The 21,865-nt window shown below is 69.6% G+C and carries 23 protein-coding genes; 12 read left to right on the plus strand and 11 right to left on the minus strand.

The annotated features are described in order from the left end of the window. Positions 1-753 carry a maleylpyruvate isomerase family mycothiol-dependent enzyme gene (locus tag AC5L38_RS05665; protein ID WP_495241685.1) on the plus strand — a complete coding sequence of 251 codons (753 nt, stop codon included), beginning with the start codon at positions 1-3 and terminating at the stop codon, positions 751-753. A 336-nt stretch (positions 754-1,089) separates the two neighbouring features. Here the strand turns inward: AC5L38_RS05665 and AC5L38_RS05670 are convergent, their stop codons facing one another. Further along, complete coding sequence (locus AC5L38_RS05670; RefSeq protein WP_495241686.1) at positions 1,090-2,400, minus strand: FAD-binding oxidoreductase; 1,311 nt, start codon at positions 2,398-2,400, stop codon at positions 1,090-1,092. Beyond that, positions 2,397-3,296 carry an LLM class flavin-dependent oxidoreductase gene (locus AC5L38_RS05675; RefSeq protein WP_495241687.1) on the minus strand — a complete coding sequence of 300 codons (900 nt, stop codon included), beginning with the start codon at positions 3,294-3,296 and terminating at the stop codon, positions 2,397-2,399. Before AC5L38_RS05675 ends, AC5L38_RS05670 begins: the two co-directional genes overlap by 4 nt. 64 nt (positions 3,297-3,360) lie before the next feature. On the opposite strand from AC5L38_RS05675, the gene AC5L38_RS05680 reads away from it, so the two are divergent. Beyond that, positions 3,361-3,744, plus strand: a complete 384-nt coding sequence (locus AC5L38_RS05680) for a winged helix-turn-helix transcriptional regulator (protein WP_495241688.1) — start codon at positions 3,361-3,363, stop codon at positions 3,742-3,744. 357 nt (positions 3,745-4,101) lie between these two features. Further along, a complete protein-coding gene (locus tag AC5L38_RS05685) occupies positions 4,102-4,827 on the plus strand; it encodes an SIMPL domain-containing protein (protein ID WP_495241689.1) in 726 nt (241 codons plus the stop codon). Between the two features lie 136 nt (positions 4,828-4,963). Here the strand turns inward: AC5L38_RS05685 and nadA are convergent, their stop codons facing one another. Continuing rightward, a complete protein-coding gene (nadA, locus tag AC5L38_RS05690; RefSeq protein ID WP_495241690.1) occupies positions 4,964-6,118 on the minus strand; it encodes a quinolinate synthase NadA in 1,155 nt (384 codons plus the stop codon). A gap of 211 nt (positions 6,119-6,329) precedes the next feature. Between nadA and AC5L38_RS05695 the strand changes: the two genes are divergently transcribed. Further along, complete coding sequence (locus AC5L38_RS05695; protein ID WP_030910261.1) at positions 6,330-6,683, plus strand: HesB/IscA family protein; 354 nt, start codon at positions 6,330-6,332, stop codon at positions 6,681-6,683. 220 nt (positions 6,684-6,903) lie between these two features. After that, the gene (locus AC5L38_RS05700) at positions 6,904-7,890 is read left to right on the plus strand and encodes a carbohydrate kinase family protein (RefSeq protein ID WP_495241691.1); all 987 of its coding nucleotides are present in this window, start codon (positions 6,904-6,906) and stop codon (positions 7,888-7,890) included. A 97-nt stretch (positions 7,891-7,987) separates the two neighbouring features. Here the strand turns inward: AC5L38_RS05700 and AC5L38_RS05705 are convergent, their stop codons facing one another. From AC5L38_RS05705 to AC5L38_RS05715, 3 genes are all read right to left on the minus strand, one after another. Next, positions 7,988-8,410 (minus strand): CBS domain-containing protein, encoded by a 423-nt coding sequence (locus tag AC5L38_RS05705; protein WP_495241692.1) that lies wholly within the window; start codon positions 8,408-8,410, stop codon positions 7,988-7,990. A 61-nt stretch (positions 8,411-8,471) separates the two neighbouring features. After that, positions 8,472-8,741 carry a sulfurtransferase TusA family protein gene (locus tag AC5L38_RS05710; RefSeq protein WP_389914373.1) on the minus strand — a complete coding sequence of 90 codons (270 nt, stop codon included), beginning with the start codon at positions 8,739-8,741 and terminating at the stop codon, positions 8,472-8,474. Between the two features lie 34 nt (positions 8,742-8,775). Beyond that, positions 8,776-9,912 carry a cysteine desulfurase family protein gene (locus AC5L38_RS05715; protein WP_495241693.1) on the minus strand — a complete coding sequence of 379 codons (1,137 nt, stop codon included), beginning with the start codon at positions 9,910-9,912 and terminating at the stop codon, positions 8,776-8,778. A 218-nt stretch (positions 9,913-10,130) separates the two neighbouring features. Here AC5L38_RS05715 and ctaC point away from each other — a divergent pair, with 218 nt between their 5' ends. The 4 genes from ctaC to AC5L38_RS05735 all read left to right on the plus strand — a co-directional run bounded on the left by ctaC (position 10,131) and on the right by AC5L38_RS05735 (position 14,319). Continuing rightward, positions 10,131-10,877, plus strand: a complete 747-nt coding sequence (gene ctaC / locus AC5L38_RS05720; protein WP_495241694.1) for an aa3-type cytochrome oxidase subunit II — start codon at positions 10,131-10,133, stop codon at positions 10,875-10,877. A gap of 32 nt (positions 10,878-10,909) precedes the next feature. Then, positions 10,910-12,535: an aa3-type cytochrome oxidase subunit I gene (ctaD, locus tag AC5L38_RS05725; protein WP_495241695.1), complete on the plus strand. Its 1,626-nt coding sequence runs from the start codon at positions 10,910-10,912 to the stop codon at positions 12,533-12,535. Further along, a complete protein-coding gene (locus tag AC5L38_RS05730) occupies positions 12,532-12,927 on the plus strand; it encodes a cytochrome c oxidase subunit 4 (RefSeq protein ID WP_495241696.1) in 396 nt (131 codons plus the stop codon). Before ctaD ends, AC5L38_RS05730 begins: the two co-directional genes overlap by 4 nt. A 156-nt stretch (positions 12,928-13,083) precedes the next feature. Then, positions 13,084-14,319 (plus strand): L,D-transpeptidase, encoded by a 1,236-nt coding sequence (locus AC5L38_RS05735; protein ID WP_495241697.1) that lies wholly within the window; start codon positions 13,084-13,086, stop codon positions 14,317-14,319. 235 nt (positions 14,320-14,554) lie between these two features. On the opposite strand, the gene qcrB is transcribed toward AC5L38_RS05735, so the two are convergent. Genes qcrB through ctaE form a run of 4 tightly spaced genes read right to left on the minus strand, consistent with a single transcriptional unit; the run spans position 14,555 to position 18,777 of the window. Beyond that, positions 14,555-16,219, minus strand: coding sequence for a cytochrome bc1 complex cytochrome b subunit (gene qcrB / locus AC5L38_RS05740; protein WP_495241698.1), 1,665 nt, complete (start codon positions 16,217-16,219; stop codon positions 14,555-14,557). Continuing rightward, on the minus strand, positions 16,219-17,331 hold the full coding sequence (gene qcrA / locus AC5L38_RS05745) for a cytochrome bc1 complex Rieske iron-sulfur subunit (RefSeq protein ID WP_495241699.1): 1,113 nt from the start codon (positions 17,329-17,331) through the stop codon (positions 16,219-16,221). Before qcrA ends, qcrB begins: the two co-directional genes overlap by 1 nt. Next, complete coding sequence (qcrC, locus tag AC5L38_RS05750) at positions 17,328-18,143, minus strand: cytochrome bc1 complex diheme cytochrome c subunit (protein ID WP_495241700.1); 816 nt, start codon at positions 18,141-18,143, stop codon at positions 17,328-17,330. The genes qcrA and qcrC overlap by 4 nt, the downstream gene beginning before the upstream one ends. Positions 18,144-18,159: 16 nt before the next feature. Next, positions 18,160-18,777: an aa3-type cytochrome oxidase subunit III gene (ctaE, locus tag AC5L38_RS05755; protein ID WP_362873241.1), complete on the minus strand. Its 618-nt coding sequence runs from the start codon at positions 18,775-18,777 to the stop codon at positions 18,160-18,162. Between the two features lie 195 nt (positions 18,778-18,972). On the opposite strand from ctaE, the gene AC5L38_RS05760 reads away from it, so the two are divergent. From AC5L38_RS05760 to AC5L38_RS05770, 3 genes are all read left to right on the plus strand, one after another. Then, on the plus strand, positions 18,973-19,371 hold the full coding sequence (locus AC5L38_RS05760) for a DNA-binding transcriptional response regulator (RefSeq protein WP_362677922.1): 399 nt from the start codon (positions 18,973-18,975) through the stop codon (positions 19,369-19,371). 29 nt (positions 19,372-19,400) lie between these two features. Beyond that, positions 19,401-20,471 carry an anthranilate phosphoribosyltransferase gene (trpD, locus tag AC5L38_RS05765; RefSeq protein WP_495241701.1) on the plus strand — a complete coding sequence of 357 codons (1,071 nt, stop codon included), beginning with the start codon at positions 19,401-19,403 and terminating at the stop codon, positions 20,469-20,471. Positions 20,472-20,769: 298 nt separating this feature from the next. Next, on the plus strand, positions 20,770-21,633 hold the full coding sequence (locus AC5L38_RS05770) for a sensor histidine kinase (protein ID WP_495241702.1): 864 nt from the start codon (positions 20,770-20,772) through the stop codon (positions 21,631-21,633). Here AC5L38_RS05770 and AC5L38_RS05775 read toward each other — a convergent pair. Further along, positions 21,576-21,863 carry an Lrp/AsnC family transcriptional regulator gene (locus AC5L38_RS05775; protein WP_495241703.1) on the minus strand — a complete coding sequence of 96 codons (288 nt, stop codon included), beginning with the start codon at positions 21,861-21,863 and terminating at the stop codon, positions 21,576-21,578. The genes AC5L38_RS05770 and AC5L38_RS05775 overlap by 58 nt on opposite strands. Between the last annotated feature and the right edge of the window lie 2 nt (positions 21,864-21,865).

A 21,865-nucleotide genomic window follows, 5' to 3' on the forward strand; every position in this document is an offset into this window, starting at 1 on the left:
ATGAGGGAGTGGACCCACGCCGAGCACGCCGCGGCCGCCGCCACGGAGATCGCCCGCATGGCCGACGTCCTGAAGGGGCGTGACATGTCCGTCTCCGTGCTGACCTGCCCCGGCTGGGACCTGGCGAGGCTCGTCACGCACACCGGAGGCGTGCACCGGTGGGTGGCCGCCATGGTGCGCGACCTGGCCGAGCGGCGCCTCGACCGCGACGGCATGGACCTGGGCCTGCCCGCCGACCCGGCCGGCTACGCCGCCTGGCTCGGCGAGGGGGCCACCTTCCTGCCCGAGGCGTTGCTGTCGCAGGACCCGCAGGCGCCGATGTGGACCTGGAGCGGGGACAAGCGGGTGCGGTTCTGGTCGAGGCGGATGCTCCACGAGACCCTGGTGCACCGGGTGGACGCCGAGCTCGCGGTGGGCGTCCCCGTCGTGATCGACGAGGACGTGGCGGCCGACGGGGTCGAGGAGTTCCTCGACGTCCTGCCGTACGCGAAGTGGAACCCGGAGGTGGCCGAGATCAGGGGCGGGGGCGAGACGATCTCCCTGCAGGCCGACACCGGGGCCGGGTGGGTGATCACCCTCGATCCCGACCGCTTCCACCACCGGCGTTCCCTGCAGCCGGGCACGGTGACCGTGCGCGCCGCCACGTCGGCGGACCTGATGCAGGTCGTGTGGGGGAGGCGCAGCCCCGACGACTACGCCATCGAGGGCGACGGCGGGCTGCTGGGCTGGTGGCGAGGCCTCACCCGGCTCTAGGGCCACGACCCGGTAGTGCTTTGCCGGGCCGGCCTGTTGCGGGGTGGTTCGACGCGGGCGTGATCCCCGGACGGCTCGCCCGTACCCTCGGTGACCCGCTGTGCCGTTCCCGCCGCCGAACGGCATCGTCCCAGGTGGCGGTCGGCCGTGGGGATGCTCGATGAGCTCACCGCGTGGGGGGTGACGCCTCGTCCGAGCCGATCGGCCGGCACGAATGGGCGGGAGCCGGAGACACGGCGTCCTTTCGGCCCGAGGCAGGCTCGCGGTACTCCGGTTCGAAGGAGCCCCGCGCATCGGCGCCTGCTCCTCCGCGGCGGGTATGGCGAAATCCTCGCCCTACGACTGCCACGAGGTTCGGAAGATCCCGTCCGGGTCGTAGCGGTGCCAGAGCCGGCGGACCCGGTCGCCGGTCGCGCCCGGGTAGATCCGCTCGAAGGCGCTCTTGTCCGGACGGCCCTCGAAGTTGACGTACGTCCCGTCGACCCGTTCGGCCAGGGGCTGCCAGACGGCGTCCAGTGCCGCGCCGCGTCCCGGAGGAAACACCGTGGCGACCACCAGCGTGCCGTGGCGCCGGTGCGCGTAGGCGGTCGCATCCGGCGGCACGTCGTTGACCGCCCCGCCCACGGACCGCATCTGGATCATCGGCCGATGTGGGTCGCGCATGACGGCCGCGATCGTCGCGGCGTCCTGGTCGGTCATGGCCGTCAGCAGCCCGTTGGTGGTCGTGGTGGGCTGCTGGCCGACGTTGGCGTGCAGGTGCGCCGTCGACATCAGGGAGGAGTACGGGATGATCTCCGCGTGCTGGTCAAGCGTGGCGCCGATGCGGAGCAGCGGCTCGACCGCCCTCCGCAGCCGTCGCTCGCTCCCGTCGGCGACCACGGCGGTGATGGACGCGACCAGGGAGCGGTCGTCCGGCAGCAGGTTGACGAGGGTGGACAACTCGCGCGGCGCTTCGGCCAGGTAGTCGGCCCAGCGCCGCAGGACGCGGCCGTCCCGGTCGAGCGGCACGGTGATCTGCGCGTACCCGACGTCGCGCAGTTCGGTCGCCTCGATCTCGAAGGCGGTCACGATGCCGACCCCGGAGCCGGCGCCGCGCACGGCCCACAGCAGGTCCGGTTCGTGTTCGGCGTCGGCGCGCACGACGGTGCCGTCGGCCAGGACGACCTCCGCCGCGTGAAGGTGGTCGATGGTCAGCCCATACTGGCGAACCAGCCAGCCGATGCCGCCGCCGGTGGTCAGGCCGCCGACGCCGACGTTCCCGTAGTCGCCGGAGCTGATCGCCAGCCCGTACGGCGCGAGCGCCTGGGCGACCTGCGCCCAGCGGGCCCCCGCCTGGATCCGGACGAGCCGCGCCGCCCGGTCGAGCACCTCGACGCGGTTCAGCGCGGACAGGTCGATGACCACTCCGCCGTCGTTGGAGGAACGCCCGGACAGGCCGTGACCACCGCTTCGCACGGACAGCGGCAGGCCCTGCTCGCGAGCGAACCCCAGCGCGGCGACCACCTCCGAGGTGTTCTCGGGAACCAGCACGCCGGCGGGGGCGGCCACGGTCGTGTATGTGGAGCGCAGCAGCGGGTACCGCTGGTCTCCGGGGACGACGAGCCTGCCCTCGAGGGCGGCCGGGAGCGGAGACAGCCTGGCGGTCATCGCTGCCCCCGAATCCGGCCGACGCGCTCACGGACGGCCGGGACGACCTCGGCGGCGAACACGTCGAGCTGCGCCCGCGTTTCGGCCACCGGCCAGAAGATGAACGTGTCGAAGCCCAGCTCGACCGCCCATTCGGTGAGCGTGTCCGTCCACAGGCTCACATCCCCGACCAGCCCGGGTCCGCCACGGAGGCCGCCGATCGCGCCGATCACGTTGTAGATCCTCCGGATGTCGGCGGGGACGCGCCCCGCCATGAGAGCCGCCTCGTCGACGATCTTCTGTTTGGCGGGTACCTGGTCCGGCGTGACGTAGATGTTGAGCGGGGAGATCCAGCCGTCACCGGCGCGGCCGGTCACGTCGAGCATCTTGGGCCCCTGGCCGCCGAGCCACAGCGGAATGGGGGAGGGCGGCACCGGGCCCGCCTTGTACCCCTCGATCGTGTGCTGGTCGCTGAGCAGCCGCACGCCGCCGCCGCCCAGCGCGGCCCGCATCACGCGCAGGGACTCCTCGGTGTAGGCGACCATCTCGCCACCGGCGCGGCGCCGGCCGCCCATGCCGGCGATGGCGTCGGCGAACGCCCCGCCACCGACCCCGAGGACGGTCCGCCCCCCGGCCAGCACTCCGAGCGAGGCGGCCGCCTTGGCCAGCATGGCCGGTGGACGCAACTGCAGGTCCGCGACATCGGTGAGGAACGAGATGCGCTTCGTCCGCGTGGCCATGTGGGTGATCAGGGTCCAGGTGTCCAGGTGCCCGGGTTGGTAGGCGTGATCCTGGACGGCCAGGTAGTCCAGCCCCTTCTCGTCGGCGGCGTTGGCCAGCCGCCTGGTCTCGTCAAGCCGGTCGGCTTCTGGGTCGAGGCTGAGCCCGAAAGTTAAGGTGTGTCCGTAATCGGTCATGGCTTCATACTTCACACGCCTGTACCGTTAGGCAAAGGCAAGGTTAGCCGCTAATCTTTAGTAAGTGAACGTCAAAACGCCGCGGAGTGCACACCCCGCCCAGCCGGACATCCACGAACCGAGCTGCCGCAGCTTCCAGGGCATCGTCGAGCTCGTCGGCCGCCGGTGGACCAGCGCGATCCTGCTCGCCGGCCTGCGCGGCGCCCGCCGATTCGGCGAGTACCGCCTGTCCGTGCCGGGAATCTCCGATCGGCTGCTCACGCAGCGGTTGAAGGAGCTGGAGCACGAGGAGCTGATCTCCCGCACCGTGATCCCCACCACGCCGGTACAGATCCGCTACGAGCTTTCCCCCGACGGCGAGGAGCTGATGAGGATTCTGCATCCGCTGGTGGACTGGGGCCACCGGCGCCGCGCGGCGGATGCGGATCGATCCGCCGACGCCGTGTGAAGCGACGCCGGACTGCCGCGCAAGCCCGGGAACCGAGCCTCGCGCACCTGTGACAGGTGAGAGCCGATGTCCGGGACCAGGTGCCTGCGCCGGGTGTCGGGCATCCGGCGGACACCACCCGCTCCGCCTCACTCAATGAGAGATTTGTCATGTCCGTAATTCACGGCATCGCGATCGAGTGCGGAAGGGGTGAGCTCGCCCCCGGGCACGCCGGTATCCCTTCGCCGCCGATCGCCGTGATCCGGCCGGAACCCGGCCCGGCCGGCGGCAAAACACCTCCTCGGGATTCGGCCAAGACACGACAGGGCCCGCGCAGCGCTCGCCGCCGCGACCGGGGCCCCGTGGTGCCATGACTTTATGATCAAGATGTCTCAGGCGGTCGCCTCGGCCGTGCTCGTCTCCACGGGACTGTTCTGCGCCGGTCTGCCCGGCGGCACCGCGTTCGCCGACTCCACGCCTCAGGCGGTGACCGCGGAGGGGAACCGCCCCCAGATCACGATCGTGGGAGAGGGCAGCGTGTCCACCACCCCCGACATCATGCGGCTGGACACCGGCGTCGAGGTGCGCCGGCCCACCGCGGGGGCGGCGTTCACCGCCGCCCGCGACGCCGCCGCCGCCCTGACGCGGGCGCTGCTCGCGGCCGGGATCGCACGCAGGGACCTGCGGACCGACGAGCTGACCCTCGGTCCCGAGTACAAGGAATACCCCACGATCTCCGGCTACCGGGCCACGCAGGGCATCGAGGCGATAGTGCGCGACATCGACGACGCGGACGAGGTGGTGGAGGCGGCGGCCGCGGCCGGTGAGGCGGTCCGGCTGAACGGCATCTCCTTCGAGGTGTCCGACAACCGTGTGCCGCTCAGGCTGGCGCGCGACATCGCCTTCAGGGACGCCCAGGCCCGCGCCACGCAGTACGCCAGGCTCGCCGGCCGCGCGCTCGGCCGCGTCCTGGAGATAAACGAGCAGAACGTCACCCCGCCGACGCCGATCGCCGGCTTCGCCGCGGCCGTCGACAGGGCGTCGATCAGCCCCGGCCGCCGGGACGTGTCGGTCAGTGTCAAGGTGGTCTACGAGCTCGAATAGGCCCCGCTCACGCGGTGCTCCCCCGACCCCGGGTACGCGACAGGTCCCCGGCACGCGACGGGCCCCGGCGGGTCACCACCCGCCGGGGCCCGTCCACGCGTCGCTGAGATCGCGGAGATCGCCGAGATCGCCGAGATCAGGGCAGGGCCAGCATCCGGTCCAGGGCGACCCCGGCCCAGTGGGCGGTGTCGGCGTCCACGGTGATCTGGTTGACGACCTGGCCGGCGGCGAGCGACTCCAGCGCCCACACCAGGTGCGGGAGGTCGATCCGGTTCATCGTCGAGCAGTAGCAGACCGTCCGGTCCAGGAACGTCACGTCCTTGTCGGGGAACATGGCGCCGAGCCTCTTGACCAGGTTCAGTTCGGTGCCCACCGCCCAGGAGGACCCGGCCGGAGCCTCCTCGATCTTCTTGATGATGTACTCGGTCGAACCGACGTGGTCGGCCTTGGTGACGACCTCGTGCCTGCACTCGGGGTGGACCAGCACGTTGACGCCGGGGATGCGGGCACGGACGTCGTCCACGCACTCGGCGCTGAAGCGGCCGTGCACCGAGCAGTGACCCTTCCAGAGGATCATCTTGGCGTTCGCGAGCTGCTCGGCGGTGAGGCCGCCGTTCGGCCGGTGCGGGTTGTAGACGACGCAGTCGTCCAGCGACAGGCCCATCTCCAGCACCGCGGTGTTGCGGCCCAGGTGCTGGTCGGGCAGGAAGAGCACCTTCTCGCCGCGTGAGAAGGCCCACTCCAGGGCGCGCCTGGCGTTGGAGGAGGTGCACACGGCGCCGCCGTTGCGCCCGCAGAACGCCTTGATGTCGGCGCTGGAGTTCATGTACGTGACGGGGACGGTGATCCCGGCGATCCCCGCGTCCTCCAGGGCCTCCCAGCACTCCTCCACCTGGTCGAAGGTGGCCATGTCGGCCATCGAGCACCCGGCCGCGAGGTCGGGCAGCACGACCTTCTGGGAGTCCGACGTGAGGATGTCGGCGGACTCGGCCATGAAGTGCACGCCGCAGAAGACGATGTACTCGGCGTCGGGGCGGGCCGCGGCCTCCTTCGCGAGTTTGAACGAGTCGCCGGTCACGTCGGCGAACTGGATGACCTCGTCGCGCTGGTAGTGGTGGCCCAGCACGAAAACCCGGTCGCCGAGCGCCGCCTTGGCCCTCCTGGCGCGCTCCACGAGCGCCGGGTCGGAAGCCGACGGCAGCTCGCCGGGACAGTCGACGCCGCGCTCGCTGTGCGGGTCGACACCTCTGCCGAGGACGAAGAGCGGAAGCCCGGTCTCGGTGGTCGTCATGGCCACACCCCCTTATCGTCGAAGTGACGACTAATGATGACACACGAGATTGGGGCTTTATTCCGGGGGAGGGGGGTTTGTCCAAGGACGGATGTGTCTGTCGTCTCAGGAATGTGTACAGGGGGACGGGTGTTGGTAGCGTCTGAGAAGGACGTCATAAACAGACAGCCGCTCCCGGGGAGCGGCTGACGCAGACGCGGGAGTCACCAACATGTCGGTTGAGAGCAGCGAGACCACGGCGCAGGGTCTGATCCTCAGTTCCGCGGCCGCGGCGAAGGTCAAGAGCCTGCTGGAGCAGCAGGGCGAGGAAGGTCTCCAGCTGCGCGTGGCCGTGCAGCCCGGCGGCTGTTCCGGCCTGCGCTACCAGCTCTTCTTCGACGACCGTTCGATGGACGGCGACGTCGTCTCCGACTTCGACGGCGTGAGCGTGGTCACCGACCGGATGAGCGCTCCCTACCTCGTGGGCGCCACCGTCGACTTCGTCGACACGATCGAGAAGCAGGGCTTCACGATCGACAACCCCAACGCCACCGGCTCGTGCGCCTGCGGCGACTCGTTCAACTAGGCGAACCGGCGGGTTGGGCCAAGGCAGGCCGAACCGGCGGGAACATCCGGCCCCGCGGGGTGACATCGGTCACCCCGCGGGGCTTTCGCGCGCCCGATCGGGGTAGTCCGTGGGGTACGAGCGGGGCGCGGGAAAGGTCGCGTATTCTTGCGTGGCTCAACTTCCCGCGTGGCCCAATCGCCCACGTTCCGAAGATGCAGACAACGAGGAGAAGAACCCCGTGCGCATCGCCGTCACCGGCTCAATCGCGACCGATCAACTGATGACCTTCCCGGGCCGCTTCAGCGACCAGCTCATCGCCGGTCAGCTCGACCGGGTTTCCCTGTCGTTCCTCGTGGACGACCTGCAGGTCCGCCGAGGCGGCTGCGCGGCCAACATCGCGTTCGGGATGGGCTGCCTGGGGCTCACGCCCCTCCTGGTCGGCGCGGTCGGTGCGGACTTCGCCGACTACCGCTCCTGGCTGGAGCGCCACGGTGTCGACTGCGACTCCATCCACGTCTCCGAGACCCACCACACCGCCCGCTTCCTGTGCACGACCGACGAGGACCACAACCAGATCGCGTCGTTCTACACCGGCGCGATGGCCGAGGCCCGTCTCATCGAGCTCGGCCCGGTCGCCCAGCGGGCCGGCGGTCTCGACCTGGTGCTGATCAGCCCCAACGACCCCGAGGCGATGCTCAGGCACACCGCCGAGGCCCGCCAGCGCGCCATCCCGTTCGCGGCCGACCCCTCCCAGCAGCTCGCCCGCATGCCCGGGGAGCAGATCCGCGAGCTGGTCGACGGTGCCGCCTACCTGTTCGGCAACGACTACGAGAAGGGCATGATCGAGCAGAAGACCGGCTGGAGCGACGAGGAGATCCTCGACCGCGTCGGCGTCCGCGTCACCACGCTCGGTCCCAAGGGCGTCGTCATCGACCGCAAGGGCGAGCCGTCCCTGCACGTCCCCCCGGCGCCCGAGCTCGGCAAGGCCGACCCCACCGGTGTGGGCGACGCCTTCCGCTCCGGTTTCCTGGCCGCCCTGGCCTGGGGCCTGTCCCTGGAGCGCTGCGGCCAGGTCGGCAACCTCACCGCCACCCACGTCCTGGAGCAGGTCGGCGGCCAGGAGTACGAGCTCGGCCAGAAGGTCTTCCTGGAGCGCTTCGCCGACGCCTACGGCGCCGACGCCGCCGCGGAGGTGGCCCCCTTCGTGAAGTGCCACCACGCCTGAGCCGCCGGGCGGACCACCGGCCGGGCCGTCGCCCGGCGGTGGCCCGGCCGCTGTCGCCGTACGGCGACCGCTGTCAGACGCTTGTGTGGGCCGGGTGTCAGCCGCTCGCGTAGACGCGGTGCACGAACTCGGCCAGCTTGTCGTCGGGCAGTTTCCTGGCCAGGTCGGCCTCGGTGATCATGCCGACGATGCGGCCGTCCTCGATCACCGGCAGCCGCCGGATCTGGTTCTGCTCCATCTTGTCCAGAGCCTCCTCGACACCCGCCTCCGAGGACACCCAGACCAGGCCGGTCGCGAGGTCTCCCGCGGTCATCTTGGAGGGATCGAGCCCCCGGGCCACGCACTTGACCACGATGTCGCGGTCGGTGATGATCCCCTTCAGCCGGTCGTCGCTGCCGCAGATGGGCAGCGCGCCCACGTTCATGTCCCGCATCATCTGTGACGCCCGGTCGAGTGTCTCGTGTGCCTCGACGCACCGGACCCCGGTGTGCATCAGATCTCTGGCCGTCTCACCGCTCATGCCGTCCCCCCGAACCGTTTGACGTGTTTCCGGGGGAGGTCATACCCAATTTCAGGACATGTCAGTAATTGCGGCGCACGTGGATGGCCCAGCCGCGCTCAGGGAGCTCGTGGCTGCCCACGTGGTGGTGCGACTTCAGCCGGCACCAGGCGGGGATGTCGGTGACGGCGGCCGGATCGTCGGCGAGGACGGCGACGATCCCGTTGCGCGGCACGTCGTTGATCTGCGCCGCCAGCATGATGATCGGGATCGGGCACTTCTTGCCCAGCGCGTCGATGGTCAGGGCGGGAGGCTGTGCCGATCCCGCCGGAGTGGCCTGACTGGACGTCATCGCGTCTTCACTCCCGAAAGTCCCCGAATGTTGATCAAAGCTTGACACCCGCCTCCTCGCGGATCCTCCGGACCGCGTCCGGCAGGAAGGCGAGGAAACGGTCGACATCCGTCGCCGAGGTGCCCCGGGGAAGCGAAACGCGGACGTTTCCGTGCGTGAGCACGCCCATGGCCTCCAGAACATGCGACGGACGAAGCGTACTCGCCGTACAGGAGCTGCCGGACGATACCGAGAACCCGGCCTTGTCGAGTTCCGTCAGCAGGGCCTCACCTTCCACGTAAAGACACGAAAAGGTGACGATGTGCGGTGCTCGTGCGACCGGGTCACCGATGACCTCGACGTCCGGGACCAGCCTGGGGACCTCGGTCCTGACGCGGTCCACGAGCGCCGAGAGCCTGGCCGACTCCGTGGCCGACTCGGCCACCGTGGCGCGCAGCGCGGCGGCCGCCGCGACGATCGCCGGCACGTTCTCGAATCCGGGGACCCTGCGGCGCTCGCGGTCGTCCTCGGGCAGGGGGGTGCGCCACCGGGTGCCCTTGCGGACCACCAGCACGCCGACCCCCGCGGGGCCGCCCCACTTGTGCGCGCTGGCGGCCAGCACCGACCAGCCGGGGGGCAGCGGCATCCTGCCCGCCGTCTGGGCCGCGTCCACCAGCAGCGGCACCCCCGCCTCGGCGCACGCCGCCGCCGCCTCGGCGACGGGCTGGAGCGTCCCGACCTCGTGGTTGGCGCTCTGCAGGCAGGCCAGGGCCGTGCCCTCGGCGCGTACCGCCTCGCCGAAGACCTCCGGGTCGACCGCGCCGGTGATCCCGACGCCGACCGTCTCGACCGAGCCGCCGTCGCGCTCGTGGACGCCCGCCGCGTGCAGCACGCAGGAGTGCTCCACGGCCGAGGTGACCAGGCGGCGGCCGGCCCGGTGGCGGCCGCGCAGGGTGCCGAGCACGCCCAGGTGCACCGCCTGGGTGCCGGAGGAGGTGAACGAGACCTCGTCGGCCCTGGCGCCCAGGGCTTCGGCCACCTCGGTCCGCGCCTGTTCCAGTAACATCCTTGCCCGGCGGGCGGAACCGTAAAGCCTCGCGGGGTCGGCCCAGCCGACGTCGAGGGCCGCGATGAGAGCCTCGCGCGCCTGGGGGTGCAGCGGCTCCGTGGAAGCCGCGTCGAAGTACGCCACGTCCCCAATCGTCGCACCACACGCGGTGCGGGCGGGGGCTGCGGGGGAGGGCGAGGGGTGTCCGCGCTAATGTGTCCCCCAGCGTGAAGCTGTGAACTACGAAATCTTGAATGTGAACAAACGACCGCCCAGGAGCGACTCCTGGGCTTCATCTGTGGGGTAGGCGATCCGTGAGTCCGACCCGCCGTTCTGCACGGCGTCCGTTGGCCCGCCGCCGGGTGCCACGCGCTGCCGCTCTGGCGCTGCTGCTGGTTTCCCTGACGGCGTGCAGTGCCGAAGACTGGTCCCGAGGGGGCCTGCCCGAGGGCGTCACCAAGCAGTCCGACGCCGTTCAGAATCTGTGGAACGGCTCCTGGATCGCCGCCCTCGCCACCGGTGTGGTCGTGTGGGGTCTGATCCTGTGGTCCGTTGCCTTCCACCGCAAGAAGAAGCACTCCAAGGAGGAGCTGCCGCCCCAGGTGCGGTACAACCTCCCGATCGAGATCCTCTACACGGTGGTGCCGATCATCATGGTCGGCGTGTTCTTCTTCTTCACCGCGCGGGACCAGAACTACCTCAACGAGATGTCCGGCAAGCCTGACGTGAAGGTCAAGGTCGAGGGCTTCCAGTGGAGCTGGCGCTTCACGACGGAGTACAACGGCAAGACCGTCCAGGTCGTCGGCGAGCCCGCGGGGGACTACATGCAGGGCCCGCAGCTGGTGCTGCCGGCCGGCAAGAAGGTCGAGTTCGACCTCCACTCGCCGGACGTCATCCACTCCTTCTGGGTCCCGGCGTTCCACTTCAAGCGCGACGTGATCCCCGGCGTGAACAACAAGTTCGAGGTCGACACCGTGAAGAAGGGCGTCTACGCCGGCCGCTGTGCCGAGCTCTGCGGCGTGGACCACAGCAGGATGCTCTTCTCGGTGAAGCTCGTCGACCCGGGCGAATTCGACACGTACATCGCTAGTCAGGCGGGTGCCCAGTGACCGCGCACAACGAATCCCTCCCTCTTCCCCCGGTGCCGACCCGTAAGGGCTCGATCATCACGAAGTGGGCGTCGTCCACCGATCACAAGATCATCGGACATCTCTATCTGATCACCTCGTTCATCTTCTTCCTCATCGGCGGCGTCATGGCGCTGGTCATGAGGGCGGAGCTGGCGCAGCCGGGTCTTCAGTTCACCAGTAACGAGCAGTTCAACCAGCTGTTCACCATGCACGGCACCGTCATGCTGCTGATGTTCGCGACCCCGCTGTTCGCGGGCTTCGCCAACGAGCTCATGCCGCTGCAGATCGGCGCCCCCGACGTCGCCTTCCCGCGACTGAACATGGTCAGCTACTGGCTCTTCACCTTCGGCAGCACGATCGCGCTGGCGGGGTTCATCACCCCGGGCGGCGCGGCCAGCTTCGGCTGGTTCGCCTACGCCCCGCTGTCGGACGCCATCTACTCCCCGGGAGTCGGCGGCGACCTGTGGATCGTGGGCCTCACCATCAGCGGTCTGGGCACGATCCTCGGCTCGGTCAACTTCATCACCACGATCATCTGCATGCGCGCGCCCGGCATGACGATGTTCCGCCTGCCGATGTTCACCTGGAACGTCCTGCTCACCTCGATCCTGGTGCTGATGGCGTTCCCGGTGCTGGCCGCCGCGCTGCTCGCCCTGGAGTCCGACCGCAAGCTCGGCACGCACATCTTCGACTCCCAGACCGGCGGCGCGCTGCTCTGGCAGCACCTGTTCTGGTTCTTCGGCCATCCGGAGGTCTACATCATCGCGCTGCCGTTCTTCGGCATCGTGACCGAGGTGCTGCCGGTCTTCAGCCGCAAGCCGCTGTTCGGCTACATCGGCCTGGTCGGCGCGACGATCGCCATCGCGGGCCTGTCGATCACCGTGTGGGCGCACCACATGTTCCCCACGGGACAGGTGCTGCTGCCGTTCTTCTCCTTCATGACGTTCCTCATCGCGGTGCCCACCGGGGTGAAGTTCTTCAACTGGATCGGCACCATGTGGCGCGGCCACCTGTCGTTCGAGTCGCCGATGCTGTTCTCGATCGGCTTCCTGGTGACCTTCCTGTTCGGCGGCCTGACCGGCGTCATCCTGGCCTCCCCGCCGCTGGACTTCCAGGTCTCCGACTCCTACTTCGTGGTCGCGCACTTCCACTACGTGGTCTTCGGCACCGTGGTGTTCGCGATGTTCGCGGGCTTCTACTTCTGGTGGCCCAAGTTCACCGGCAAGATGCTGAACGACACGATGGGCAAGATCCACTTCTGGACGCTGTTCGTCGGGTTCCACACCACGTTCCTGGTCCAGCACTGGCTCGGCGCGCAGGGCTTCCCGCGCCGCTACGCCGACTACAGCCCGATCGACGGCTTCACCGACCTCAACATGGTCTCCTCGGTCGGCGCGTTCCTGCTGGGCGCCTCCACGCTGCCGTTCCTCTACAACGTGTGGAAGACCCACAAGACCGCGCCGCAGGTCACCGTGGACGACCCGTGGGGCTACGGCAACTCCCTCGAATGGGCGACCTCCTGCCCGCCGCCGAGGCACAACTTCACCTCGCTGCCCCGGATCCGGTCCGAGCGCCCGGCGTTCGACCTCAAGCACCCGCACATCCCGGCCGATCGTGAGCTGGAGGAGGTCCGATGAAGGTCCAGGGCTGGTTGTTCATCCTCTGCGGCGTCTTCTTCGCCGCCGTGGACGTCGTCTACTGGTACTGGTCCAAGGAGCCGGTCGGCACGACGGCGATGGCCATCTCGGTGGGCTTCGCGTTCATGATCGGTTACTACCTCATGTACACGGCCCGCCGCATCGGCGAGCAGCCGGAGGACGACAAGCAGGGCGAGATCAGCGACGGCGCCGGGGAGCTCGGCTTCTTCAGCCCGCACAGCTGGTGGCCGCTCTTCGTCTGCCTCGCCGTCGCCCTCAGCGCGGTCGGCCTGGTCATCGGCTGGTGGCTCTTCCTGATCGGCGTTTTCGCGATCGTGATGAGCATGATCGGCTTCGTCTTCGAGTACTACCGGGGCAACTTCTCGCACTGACCCCGCGTTCCACCGCCACCTGAGCGGGCCACGGAGAAGCTTCCGTGGCCCGCTTTTTGGCGTTTATTTGGGGCTCAAGGTGGATGTCTTATGTGGTGAACCGCTTACTCCGGGTAATAACTGAATCAGTGGTTCAGTCCGGACAGGGGAGTTCATGTGGGGCACGCGATCCGGGGTTCGAGCCAGGGAGCGGGACTGCTGACCCTCGCGCTGGTGACGGCCTCCTGCTCGGGAAACACCGCCGTACAGGGCGGTCAGACGCCACAGGCGTCGCAGAACTCTCCCGCCGCGGCCGCCGCGGCCGTCGTCACCGTGACCCCCCTCGACAAGGCCAGGGGCGTTCCCACGGACACGCCCATCCTGATCGCCGCGCAGGGCGGCACCCTGCGGCAGGTCGTCGTCAGGGCCGTGAAGGGCGCCAGGAGCGTCCTGCCGGGCGTTCTCAGCGTCGACGGCACCCAGTGGCGCAGCCGGGGCAACGCGGCCCCCGGGACCTCCTACGAGGTCTCCGTGACGGCCGTCAACCCGGCCGGCGCCGTCACCACCACGACCTCCTCCTTCTCCACGGTGCGCAAGCGCGAGACCTTCGCGATCGAGAACTTCATGCCGGGCAGGGACTCGACCGGCCTGACCGTCGGCGTCGGCATGCCGGTGATGATCACCTTCGACCGCGACGTCTCCGACCGGGTCTCCATCGAGCGCAACCTGCTCGTCCGTACCTCCAGGCCGGTCCTGGGGGCGTGGCACTGGTTCGACAACCGCAACGTGCACTTCCGCCCGAAGAAGTTCTGGCCCGCCGGCACGAGGGTCCGGGTCGAGGCCCGCCTGGCGGGGGTGCGCGGCGGCAGAGGCCTGTACGGAGCGGCGAACAAGACCGTCAACTTCAAGATCGGCCGCTCGCAGATCACCAAGGGCAGCGTCCAGTCGCACCACCTCACGGTGAGGCGCAACGGCAAGGTCGTCCGCGAGATGCCCATGAGCGCCGGGCAGGGCGGCAACTGGAAGTACCACACGACCAGCGGCGTGCACCTGGCCATGTCACGGGAGAACGTCACCGTCATGACCTCCCCGGGCATCGGGCCCGGTTCCCCCGGCTACTACCAGCTGACCGTCTACGACACCGTCCGCATCTCCAACAGCGGCGAGTACATCCACAGCGCCCCGTGGTCGGTGGGCTCCCAGGGCAACTCCAACGTCAGCCACGGCTGCGTCAACGTCAGCCCGAGCAACGCCAAGTGGTTCCTCGACAACACCCTGATCGGGGACCCGATCATCATCACCGGCTCGCCCCGCGTCCTGGAGCCCCTGAACGGGTGGGGTCACTGGCAGGAGAGCTGGAAGGAGTGGCTCAAGTGGAGCAGCCTCAAGCACTTCGACAGCGACGACGTCTGACCGGCGGTCTCCCCTCAGGTCCTCTCAGGTCCTCTGAGGTCTCCTGAGGTCTTCTGAGGTGCCGGAGGCGAGGGGCGGTCCCTTCGAACGCCCCGGCCCGTGAAAGGCCCGCAGGGGCCTCCTGGGGGCTTCCCGGGGGCCTCACGGCAGCCCGGTTCGTCCGGTGAGGCGCAAGGCGAAGGGCCCGGACACCATGTGGTGTCCGGGCCCTTCGTGTGGCGTCAGCCGTGGTGGATCAGCGGGTCAGGGACTTGTCGTCTCCGGCCTTGCCGACCGCCGCGTGCTCCTCGTGGTCCTCGCCGTGGCCGTGGCCGTCGTCGAGCGGGATCTTCTCGCCGCCGTACGCCGCGCTCATCTTGGCGCGCAGCTTGCCGAGCGGGCCGCGCATCCCCTTGGACGGGATGTCGTCGCGGTTCTTCGGGTCCGTGCCGCCCCCGGAGACGATCGGGATCGCCTCCTTGCCCCGCATGTGGGCCTCGATGGCCTCGTGCGGCGGGACGTGGACCTCGATGTACTCGCCGTGGGGCAGCCGCTTGATCACACCGGACTCCACGCCGTGGCTGATGATCGCCGCGTCGCTGCGCTGCAGGCCCAGGCAGGTCCGGTAGGTGATGATGTACGCCAGCACGGGACCGGCGATCACCAGGAACCGGCCCGCGTAGGTCGTCCAGTTCAGCGAGATGTGGAAGAACGCGGAGATCTCGTCGTTGGCGCCCAGCAGCCACAGGACGCCGTAGAACGTGACCGCCGACATGCCGATCGCGGTGCGGTGCGGGTTGTTGCGGGGACGCTCCGCGACGTGGTGCTCGCGGCGGTCGCCGGTGACCCACTGTTCGATGAACGGGTACAGCGCCAGGCCCGTCATGACGATGCCCATCGGCACCAGGGCCGGGATCAGCACGCTCATCGCGAGCGTGCCCCCCGCGCCGCCGAAGAGGTTGATCTCCCAGGCGGGCATCAGGCGCAGCGAGCCTTCGAGGAAGCCCATGTAGAAGTCGGGCTGCGAGCCCGCCGAGATGTCGGCCGGCGTGTAGGGGCCGAACAGCCAGATCGGGTTGATCTGGGCGAAGGTCCCCAGCAGCGCGATGACACCGAAGGTGAACATGAAGTAGGCGCCGGCCTTGATCATGAAGGCCGGGTAGAACGGCGCGCCCACCACGTTCTCGTTGGTGCGGCCCTTGCCCGGCATCTGCGTGTGCTTCTGCACCCACATCAGGATCATGTGGGCCGAGATGAGCGCGAGCAGGATGCCCGGGATGAGCAGGATGTGCAGCGAGTAGAAGCGGGCGATGACGTCCTCGCCCGGATACTCGCCACCGAAGAGGAAGAAGGTGATCCAGGTGCCGACCAGCGGCAGCGAGATCGCCACACCCTCGGTGATCCGCAGACCGGCGCCGGAGAGCAGGTCGTCGGGCAGGGAGTAACCGGTCAGGCCCTCGGCCAGCGCCAGCGTCAGCAGCAGCACGCCGATCAGCCAGTTGAGCTCGCGGGGCTTGCGGTAGGCGCCGGTGAAGAACACCCGGAGCGCGTGCACCATCATGCCGCCGATGAACAGCAGGGCCGCCCAGTGGTGCATCTGCCTCATCAGCAGGCCACCGCGCACGTCGAAGCTGATGCTCAGCGCCGACGCGTACGCCTCGGACATGGTGACGCCCTGCAGCGGGCCGTACGAACCGGCGTACTCGACGTGGCCCATGCCGGGCTTGAAGAAGAACGTCAGGAACGTGCCGGTCAGCAGCAGGATGATGAACGAGTAGAGCGCGATCTCACCCAGCAGGAACGACCAGTGGTCCGGGAAGATCTTCCGCAGGTTGCGGCGGAGGAAGTTCCCCGCGCCGATGCGGTCGTCGACGAAGGTGCTCGCACCCTCGATGGGCTTGGGAACGGTCTCGATGCTCATTACTGTTGGGCTCCGTTCTCACGGACCTCGGCCTCGGCGTCGCCGCGCTCCCAGAAGCTGGGACCGACGGGGACCGCGAAGTCCGCCGTGGCGACGAGATATCCCTCATTGTCGACGGCGATCGGCAGCTGAGGCAAAGGCCGGGCGGCCGGGCCGAAGATGACCTTGGCGCCGTCGGCGGCGTCGAAGGTCGACTGGTGACACGGGCACAGGATGTGGTGGGTGGTCTGCTCGTACAGGGCCGCGGGGCAGCCGACGTGCGTGCAGATCTTGGAGTAGGCCACGATGCCTTCGGGTGCCCAGTTCAGGTTAGTCCCGGACTTGAGCTCCTCGGGACGGAACTTGATCAGGATCAGGGTGGCCTTGGCCAGCGCGTTCAGGTCGTGCTCGTACCCCTCGGGCACCACGGAGAGGATGCCGCCGGGGGAGTTGAAGTCGGCGGCCCTGATCGGCGAGCCGCTTCCCTCGACGATGAGCTTGCGCGGCTTGCCGTCCTTGGTCTTCTCGCCCCAGACGGTGTGCCGCAGCTTGGCCGGGAAGTTGGTGTGGCTCGGGCCGAGGTCGCGCAGCAGGACCAGCGGGGCCAGGCCGAGCGGGGCGGCGGCGGCCAGCAGGGTGCGGCGCAGCAGCGGGCGCTTGACGAGACCGCTCTCGTTCGCCCCCTGCAGGAAGGTCTCGGCCACGTACGACCTGGTCTCGGGGTCGGAGGCCATCGCGTGGCGCTCCTGGACCAGGTTGTACTTGGGCATGACCAGGCGGACCCAGGTCGTCAGGCCCGCGGCCAGCCCGAGCAGGGCCAGCGTGAGTGTGCCGCCCAGCGCCAGGTTGGAGACCTGCGTCTTCTCGATGTCGCCGACCTGGAAGACGACGTACGACACCACGAAGCCGATGCCGCCCAGGAAGGCGACGACGAAGCAGAGAGCGGCGTACCGCTCGCCCTTCCTCGCGGTCGCCTCGTCCTGCGGGACCACCCCGGGCACCTGGACGACGTCCGTCTTCTTCGGCTCGTCACGGCCGAGAAGTGAGGTGCTCGCCGCCGGGGAGGGGGTGCCGATCACGCGCTTGGGCGCGCGCTCCTCCGGCTGTTCGATGTCGTGATTGTTGTCAGTCATTTGGCCTGTCGCCTCTTCGCGGTGATCCAGATGGCAGCCAGGGAGAGGAGGCTGAGCCCGACGACCCAGGCCACCAGACCCTCCGTGACCGGGCCGATGCGGCCGAGACCGGCGCCGCCCGGGTTGGGCTCCTCACGCACGCCCACGATGTAGGCGATCATGTCCCGCTTCTGCTCGGGGGTGATCATGCTGTCGTTGAACACCGGCATCGCCTGCGGGCCGGTGACCATCGCCTCGTAGATCTGCCTCTCGGTGGCCGCGTGCAGCGGCGGCGCGTACTTGCCCTGGGTGAGGGCTCCGCCGGCGCCGACGAAGTTGTGGCACTGGATGCAGTTCGCGCGAAACAGCTCCCCGCCCTTGGACTTGTCGCCCTTGCTCGCGTCGACCTGCTCGGCGCTCGGGACGGTCGGGCCGCCGCCGAGGGACTGGATGTAGGCGCCGAGCTGCCGGACGGTGTCGTCGTTGACCCAGGGCGCCAGGGGCTTGCGCGGTGCCTGCGCGCCGGGGTTGGCCAGGGGCATGCGGCCGCTGCCGACCTGGAAGTCCACGGAGGCCGCGCCGACGCCGATCAGGGTCGGACCCTGGGCGGTGCCCTCGGCGTTGAGGCCGTGGCAGCTGGAGCAGCTTCGCTCGAAGAGTTTCTTGCCCTCGGCCACGTCGTCGGCCCTGCCGGACGCGATGGCGGCGTCGGCCTGCCGGCTCGGGGAGACCGCGAGCGCGACGGTGTAGATCCCGCCGATCAGGCCCAGGGCCAGGAGCAGGACGGCGTATCTCGCGAGGGGATGCCGCCGCCCAGCGGTGATCCTATTCACAGAGATCCCCGATTCCTTAGTGAATGCCATAGATGGTTACGAAAAGGCCAATCCAGACCACGTCGACGAAGTGCCAGTAGTAGGACACGACGATCGCGCTGGTCGCCTGCTCACGGGTGAAGCGCTTCGCGGCGTACGTGCGTCCCAGCATGAACAGGAACGCGATCAGTCCACCGGTCACGTGCAGGCCGTGAAAGCCCGTGGTCAGGTAGAACACGGAGTCGTACGCGGAGTGCGACAGCGTGTGCCCCTCGTGGACCAGCTGGCTGTACTCGTACAGCTGGCCGCCCACGAACACGGCGCCCATCAGGAAGCTGACGACGTACCAGAAGCGCAGCTTGGCGACCTGGCCCTTCTCGGCGGCCCACACGCCCAGCTGGCAGGTCACACTCGACAGGACCAGGATGATCGTGTTGGCCAGGGCGAACGGGATGTTCAGGTGGGCCTCGGGCCAGGGCAGGCCCTGGCCGATGCTCACTGACCGGATGGTGAAGTACATCGCGAACAGCGCCGCGAAGAACATGAGCTCGGAGGACAGCCAGACAATCGTCCCGACGCTGACCAGATCGGGTCTGCGGGACGAGTGTGCTGTCGTCGTCGTTGAAATTGCGGATGCTGTCGCCACGGGCAGCATTATTGCGGCTCTCCTGCTCGGGTCGCCGCACGACCCCCCGATAGCGGGTGCACACGTCCCCTCAAAGTGGACGTATGGGGCAATTCGCCCGGCACTGACTCCAGCCTGGGTCTCCGGACCGGCTGACCGGTAGCATCCCAGGTGACCATACATCGACGAGGGATAGTGAGCGCGACCGTGAGCACCGACGACAAGATGAGGGTCCTCGTCTACAGCGACGACGCGAGCACCCGCGAGAAGGTGCGGCAGGCGATCGGCCGTCGCCCCGCAGGCGACGTGCCCCTCGTGGAGATCGTGGAGTGCGCCACCCACGCCAAGGTCGTCCAGCACTTCGACTCCGGAGAGATCGACGTCGCCGTGCTCGACGCCGAGGCCCAGCCGGCCGGCGGCATGGGCGTGGCCCGCCAGGCCAAGGACGAGGTCCACGACTGCCCGCCGATCTGCCTGCTGATCGCCCGCCGCGACGACCGCTGGCTGGCCGAGTGGTCGCGCGCCGAGGCCGTCGTGCCGCAGCCGATCGACCCGGTCGTCCTGGCCGAGACCGTCGCCGACCTGATGCGCCGCCGCCTGTCCACCCGACTGCCCGCCCGGTAGACCCCCCGAAAACCCCCCTGGAGACCTCCATGGACGCGCGTACCACCTGGCCCGCGCTGCTGTCCGCCCTGATCGCGGGCGAACACCTGACGGCCGACGAGGCCGCCTGGGCGATGAACCAGATCATGTCCGGCTCCGCCACGTCCGCCCAGATCGCGGGCTTCGCGGTGGCGCTGAGGGCCAAGGGCGAGACGGTCGCGGAGGTGACCGGCCTGGCGCGCACGATGCTGCAGCGGGCCACCCCGCTGTCGGTCGAGGGGCCCGTCGTCGACGTCGTCGGCACCGGCGGCGACCGGGCCCACACCGTCAACGTCTCGACCATGGCCGCGATCGTGGCCGCGGCGGCGGGGGCCAGGGTCGTCAAGCACGGCAACCGGGCCGCCTCCTCCTCCTGCGGCGCCGCCGACGTGCTGGAACACCTCGGGATCGTGCTCGACCTGGCCCCGGCCGACACCGCCAAGGTCGCCGTCGAGGCCGGGATCGCCTTCTGCTTCGCGCCGGTCTACCACCCGGCGCTGCGCTTCGTGGGCCCCACGCGCAAGGAGCTCGGCGTCCCCACGATCTTCAACTTCCTGGGCCCGCTGACCAACCCGGCCAGGCCCGCCGCCCAGGCGATCGGCATCTTCGACTCGGGGATGCTCCCCACCGTCGCGGGCGTCTTCGCCGAGCGCGGGGTCTCCGCGCTGGTCTTCCGGGGCGACGACGGGCTGGACGAGCTCACCATCGCCACGACCTCCACGGTCTGGGTGGTGCGCCAGGGCGCCCTTGAGCAGGTCGTCTTCGACCCGGCCGCGCTCGACATCCCCAGGGCGGCGCCCGACGCGCTGCGCGGCGGGGACGTGGTCTTCAACGCCCAGGCCGTACGCGACCTGGTCGGCGGCAAGACGGGGCCGGTCCGTGACGCGGTGCTGCTGAACGCCGCCGCCGCGCTGGTGGCCCTCGACGGCGCGGGGGAGGGCGCGGACGACGGCGCCGGCGACGACCTGAACGCCGCGATGGCCGTGGGGTACGAACGCGCGACCCGGGCCGTCGACTCCGGCGCCGCCGCCGAGACCCTCGACCGCTGGGTCCAGGTCAGCCAGGCCCTGAAGTCCTCCTGATCTTCGGCCGCCGGATCCGGGCCGGACGGGTCCTGAAGTCGTCTTGACCTTCGGCCATCGGATCCGGGCCGGACGGGTCCCGAAGTCGCCCTGATCTTCGGTCGCCGGATCCGGAGCGGGCCCGGCGCCGAGGTCGTCCTGACTCCCGGCTTCCGGACCCGGGTCGGGCGGGCCTCGAAGCCGTCCCGGCCCTCGCCGGGAAACCGTGCCGGTGCCGGACGTCCTCCGCTCGTGGGCGGACACAAGATCCGCCCACGAGAGGATGTGTCACCCTGAGTGACCGTTCTAGATTGCGGTCATGTGGCGTGCTGACCTCCTGAACGAGCAGATGTTCCCCATCCTGCTGTCGTGCGCGGCCCTCGTACTGTGCGCGGTCGTGGCGAGCCTGGCGTGGGAGCGCAGGCTCCTGCTGCTGAGGCTCAGGTCGTGGGAGGCCCGGTTCGCCGACCAGGGGGAGGCGCTGGCCGGTGCCCAGCTCGCCGAGAGGCGGGCGCGCATCGCCCGCGAGCTGCACGACGTCGTCGCCCACGGGATCAGCATGATGACGCTCGGGGTGGGCGCCGGTCGGATGATCATGGACAAGGACCCCGAACGGGCCAGGGAGACCCTGAGGGTGGCCGAGGAGTCGGGGCGCCAGGCACTCGTCGAGCTCCAGCGCACCCTGTCGCTGCTCGACCTCGACGGCCTCTCCGCGGGCAGGACGCCCCAGCCCAGGCTGTCCGACCTCCGCGACCTGCTCGCCGGGGTCAGGGAGCGGGGCCTGCGGGTGGACATGGTCGAGGAGGGCAGGCCCGCCGAGGTCGGGCTCGCCCTCGAACTGGTGGCCTACCGCATCGTCCAGGAGGCGCTCGACAACACCCTGCGGCACGCCGGCGCCCGCTCGGCCCGCGTCACGCTGCGCTGGCGGCCGGGCTTCCTCGACGTTCTCGTACGCGACGACGGCAGGACCGTCCCCGCGGCGGTCGCGGGGCACGGCCTGCTCGGCATGCGCGAGCGCGCCACCCTCTTCGGCGGGACGCTGGCGGCCGGGACCCTGCCCGCAGGGGGCTTCGAGGTGCGGGCGCGGCTGCCCACCGCGGGCGAGGTCGGCGAGGCGGGTGAGGATCAGTCGGACTCGCCGAGGCCGATCGAGAAGGCGGCCTCCAGGTCGTGCCGCGAGTAGGCGCGGAAGGCGACGTGGGTCTCGGTGTGCAGCACCCCGTCCACCTTGTTGATCCGGCCGGGGACGACCTCGGCGATCTCCTCGTAGGAGGGGACGCGGACCATGGCCATCAGATCGTACTCCCCGGTTATGGAGTAGACCTCGCTCACCCCGTCGATCTCGGCGACCGTCTGGGCGACCTCGGAGATCCGGTCCACCTCGGCGTTGATGTGAACGATCGCGGTGACCACGA

This window comes from Streptosporangium nanhuense (genome assembly GCF_059358815.1).

Bases quoted from the DNA above. Each gene is read 5' to 3' on its own strand.
- AC5L38_RS05665 (WP_495241685.1), top strand. From the start codon at position 1: ATGAGGGAGTGGACCCACGCCGAGCACGCCGCGGCCGCCGCCACGGAG.
- AC5L38_RS05670 (WP_495241686.1), bottom strand. From the start codon at position 2,400: ATGACCGCCAGGCTGTCTCCGCTCCCGGCCGCCCTCGAGGGCAGGCTC.
- AC5L38_RS05675 (WP_495241687.1), bottom strand. From the start codon at position 3,296: ATGACCGATTACGGACACACCTTAACTTTCGGGCTCAGCCTCGACCCA.
- AC5L38_RS05685 (WP_495241689.1), top strand. From the start codon at position 4,102: ATGATCAAGATGTCTCAGGCGGTCGCCTCGGCCGTGCTCGTCTCCACG.
- nadA (WP_495241690.1), bottom strand. From the start codon at position 6,118: ATGACGACCACCGAGACCGGGCTTCCGCTCTTCGTCCTCGGCAGAGGT.
- AC5L38_RS05695 (WP_030910261.1), top strand. From the start codon at position 6,330: ATGTCGGTTGAGAGCAGCGAGACCACGGCGCAGGGTCTGATCCTCAGT.
- AC5L38_RS05705 (WP_495241692.1), bottom strand. From the start codon at position 8,410: ATGAGCGGTGAGACGGCCAGAGATCTGATGCACACCGGGGTCCGGTGC.
- AC5L38_RS05710 (WP_389914373.1), bottom strand. From the start codon at position 8,741: ATGACGTCCAGTCAGGCCACTCCGGCGGGATCGGCACAGCCTCCCGCC.
- AC5L38_RS05730 (WP_495241696.1), top strand. From the start codon at position 12,532: ATGAAGGTCCAGGGCTGGTTGTTCATCCTCTGCGGCGTCTTCTTCGCC.
- qcrB (WP_495241698.1), bottom strand. From the start codon at position 16,219: ATGAGCATCGAGACCGTTCCCAAGCCCATCGAGGGTGCGAGCACCTTC.
- qcrA (WP_495241699.1), bottom strand. From the start codon at position 17,331: ATGACTGACAACAATCACGACATCGAACAGCCGGAGGAGCGCGCGCCC.
- ctaE (WP_362873241.1), bottom strand. From the start codon at position 18,777: ATGCTGCCCGTGGCGACAGCATCCGCAATTTCAACGACGACGACAGCA.
- AC5L38_RS05760 (WP_362677922.1), top strand. From the start codon at position 18,973: ATGAGGGTCCTCGTCTACAGCGACGACGCGAGCACCCGCGAGAAGGTG.
- trpD (WP_495241701.1), top strand. From the start codon at position 19,401: ATGGACGCGCGTACCACCTGGCCCGCGCTGCTGTCCGCCCTGATCGCG.
- AC5L38_RS05770 (WP_495241702.1), top strand. From the start codon at position 20,770: ATGTGGCGTGCTGACCTCCTGAACGAGCAGATGTTCCCCATCCTGCTG.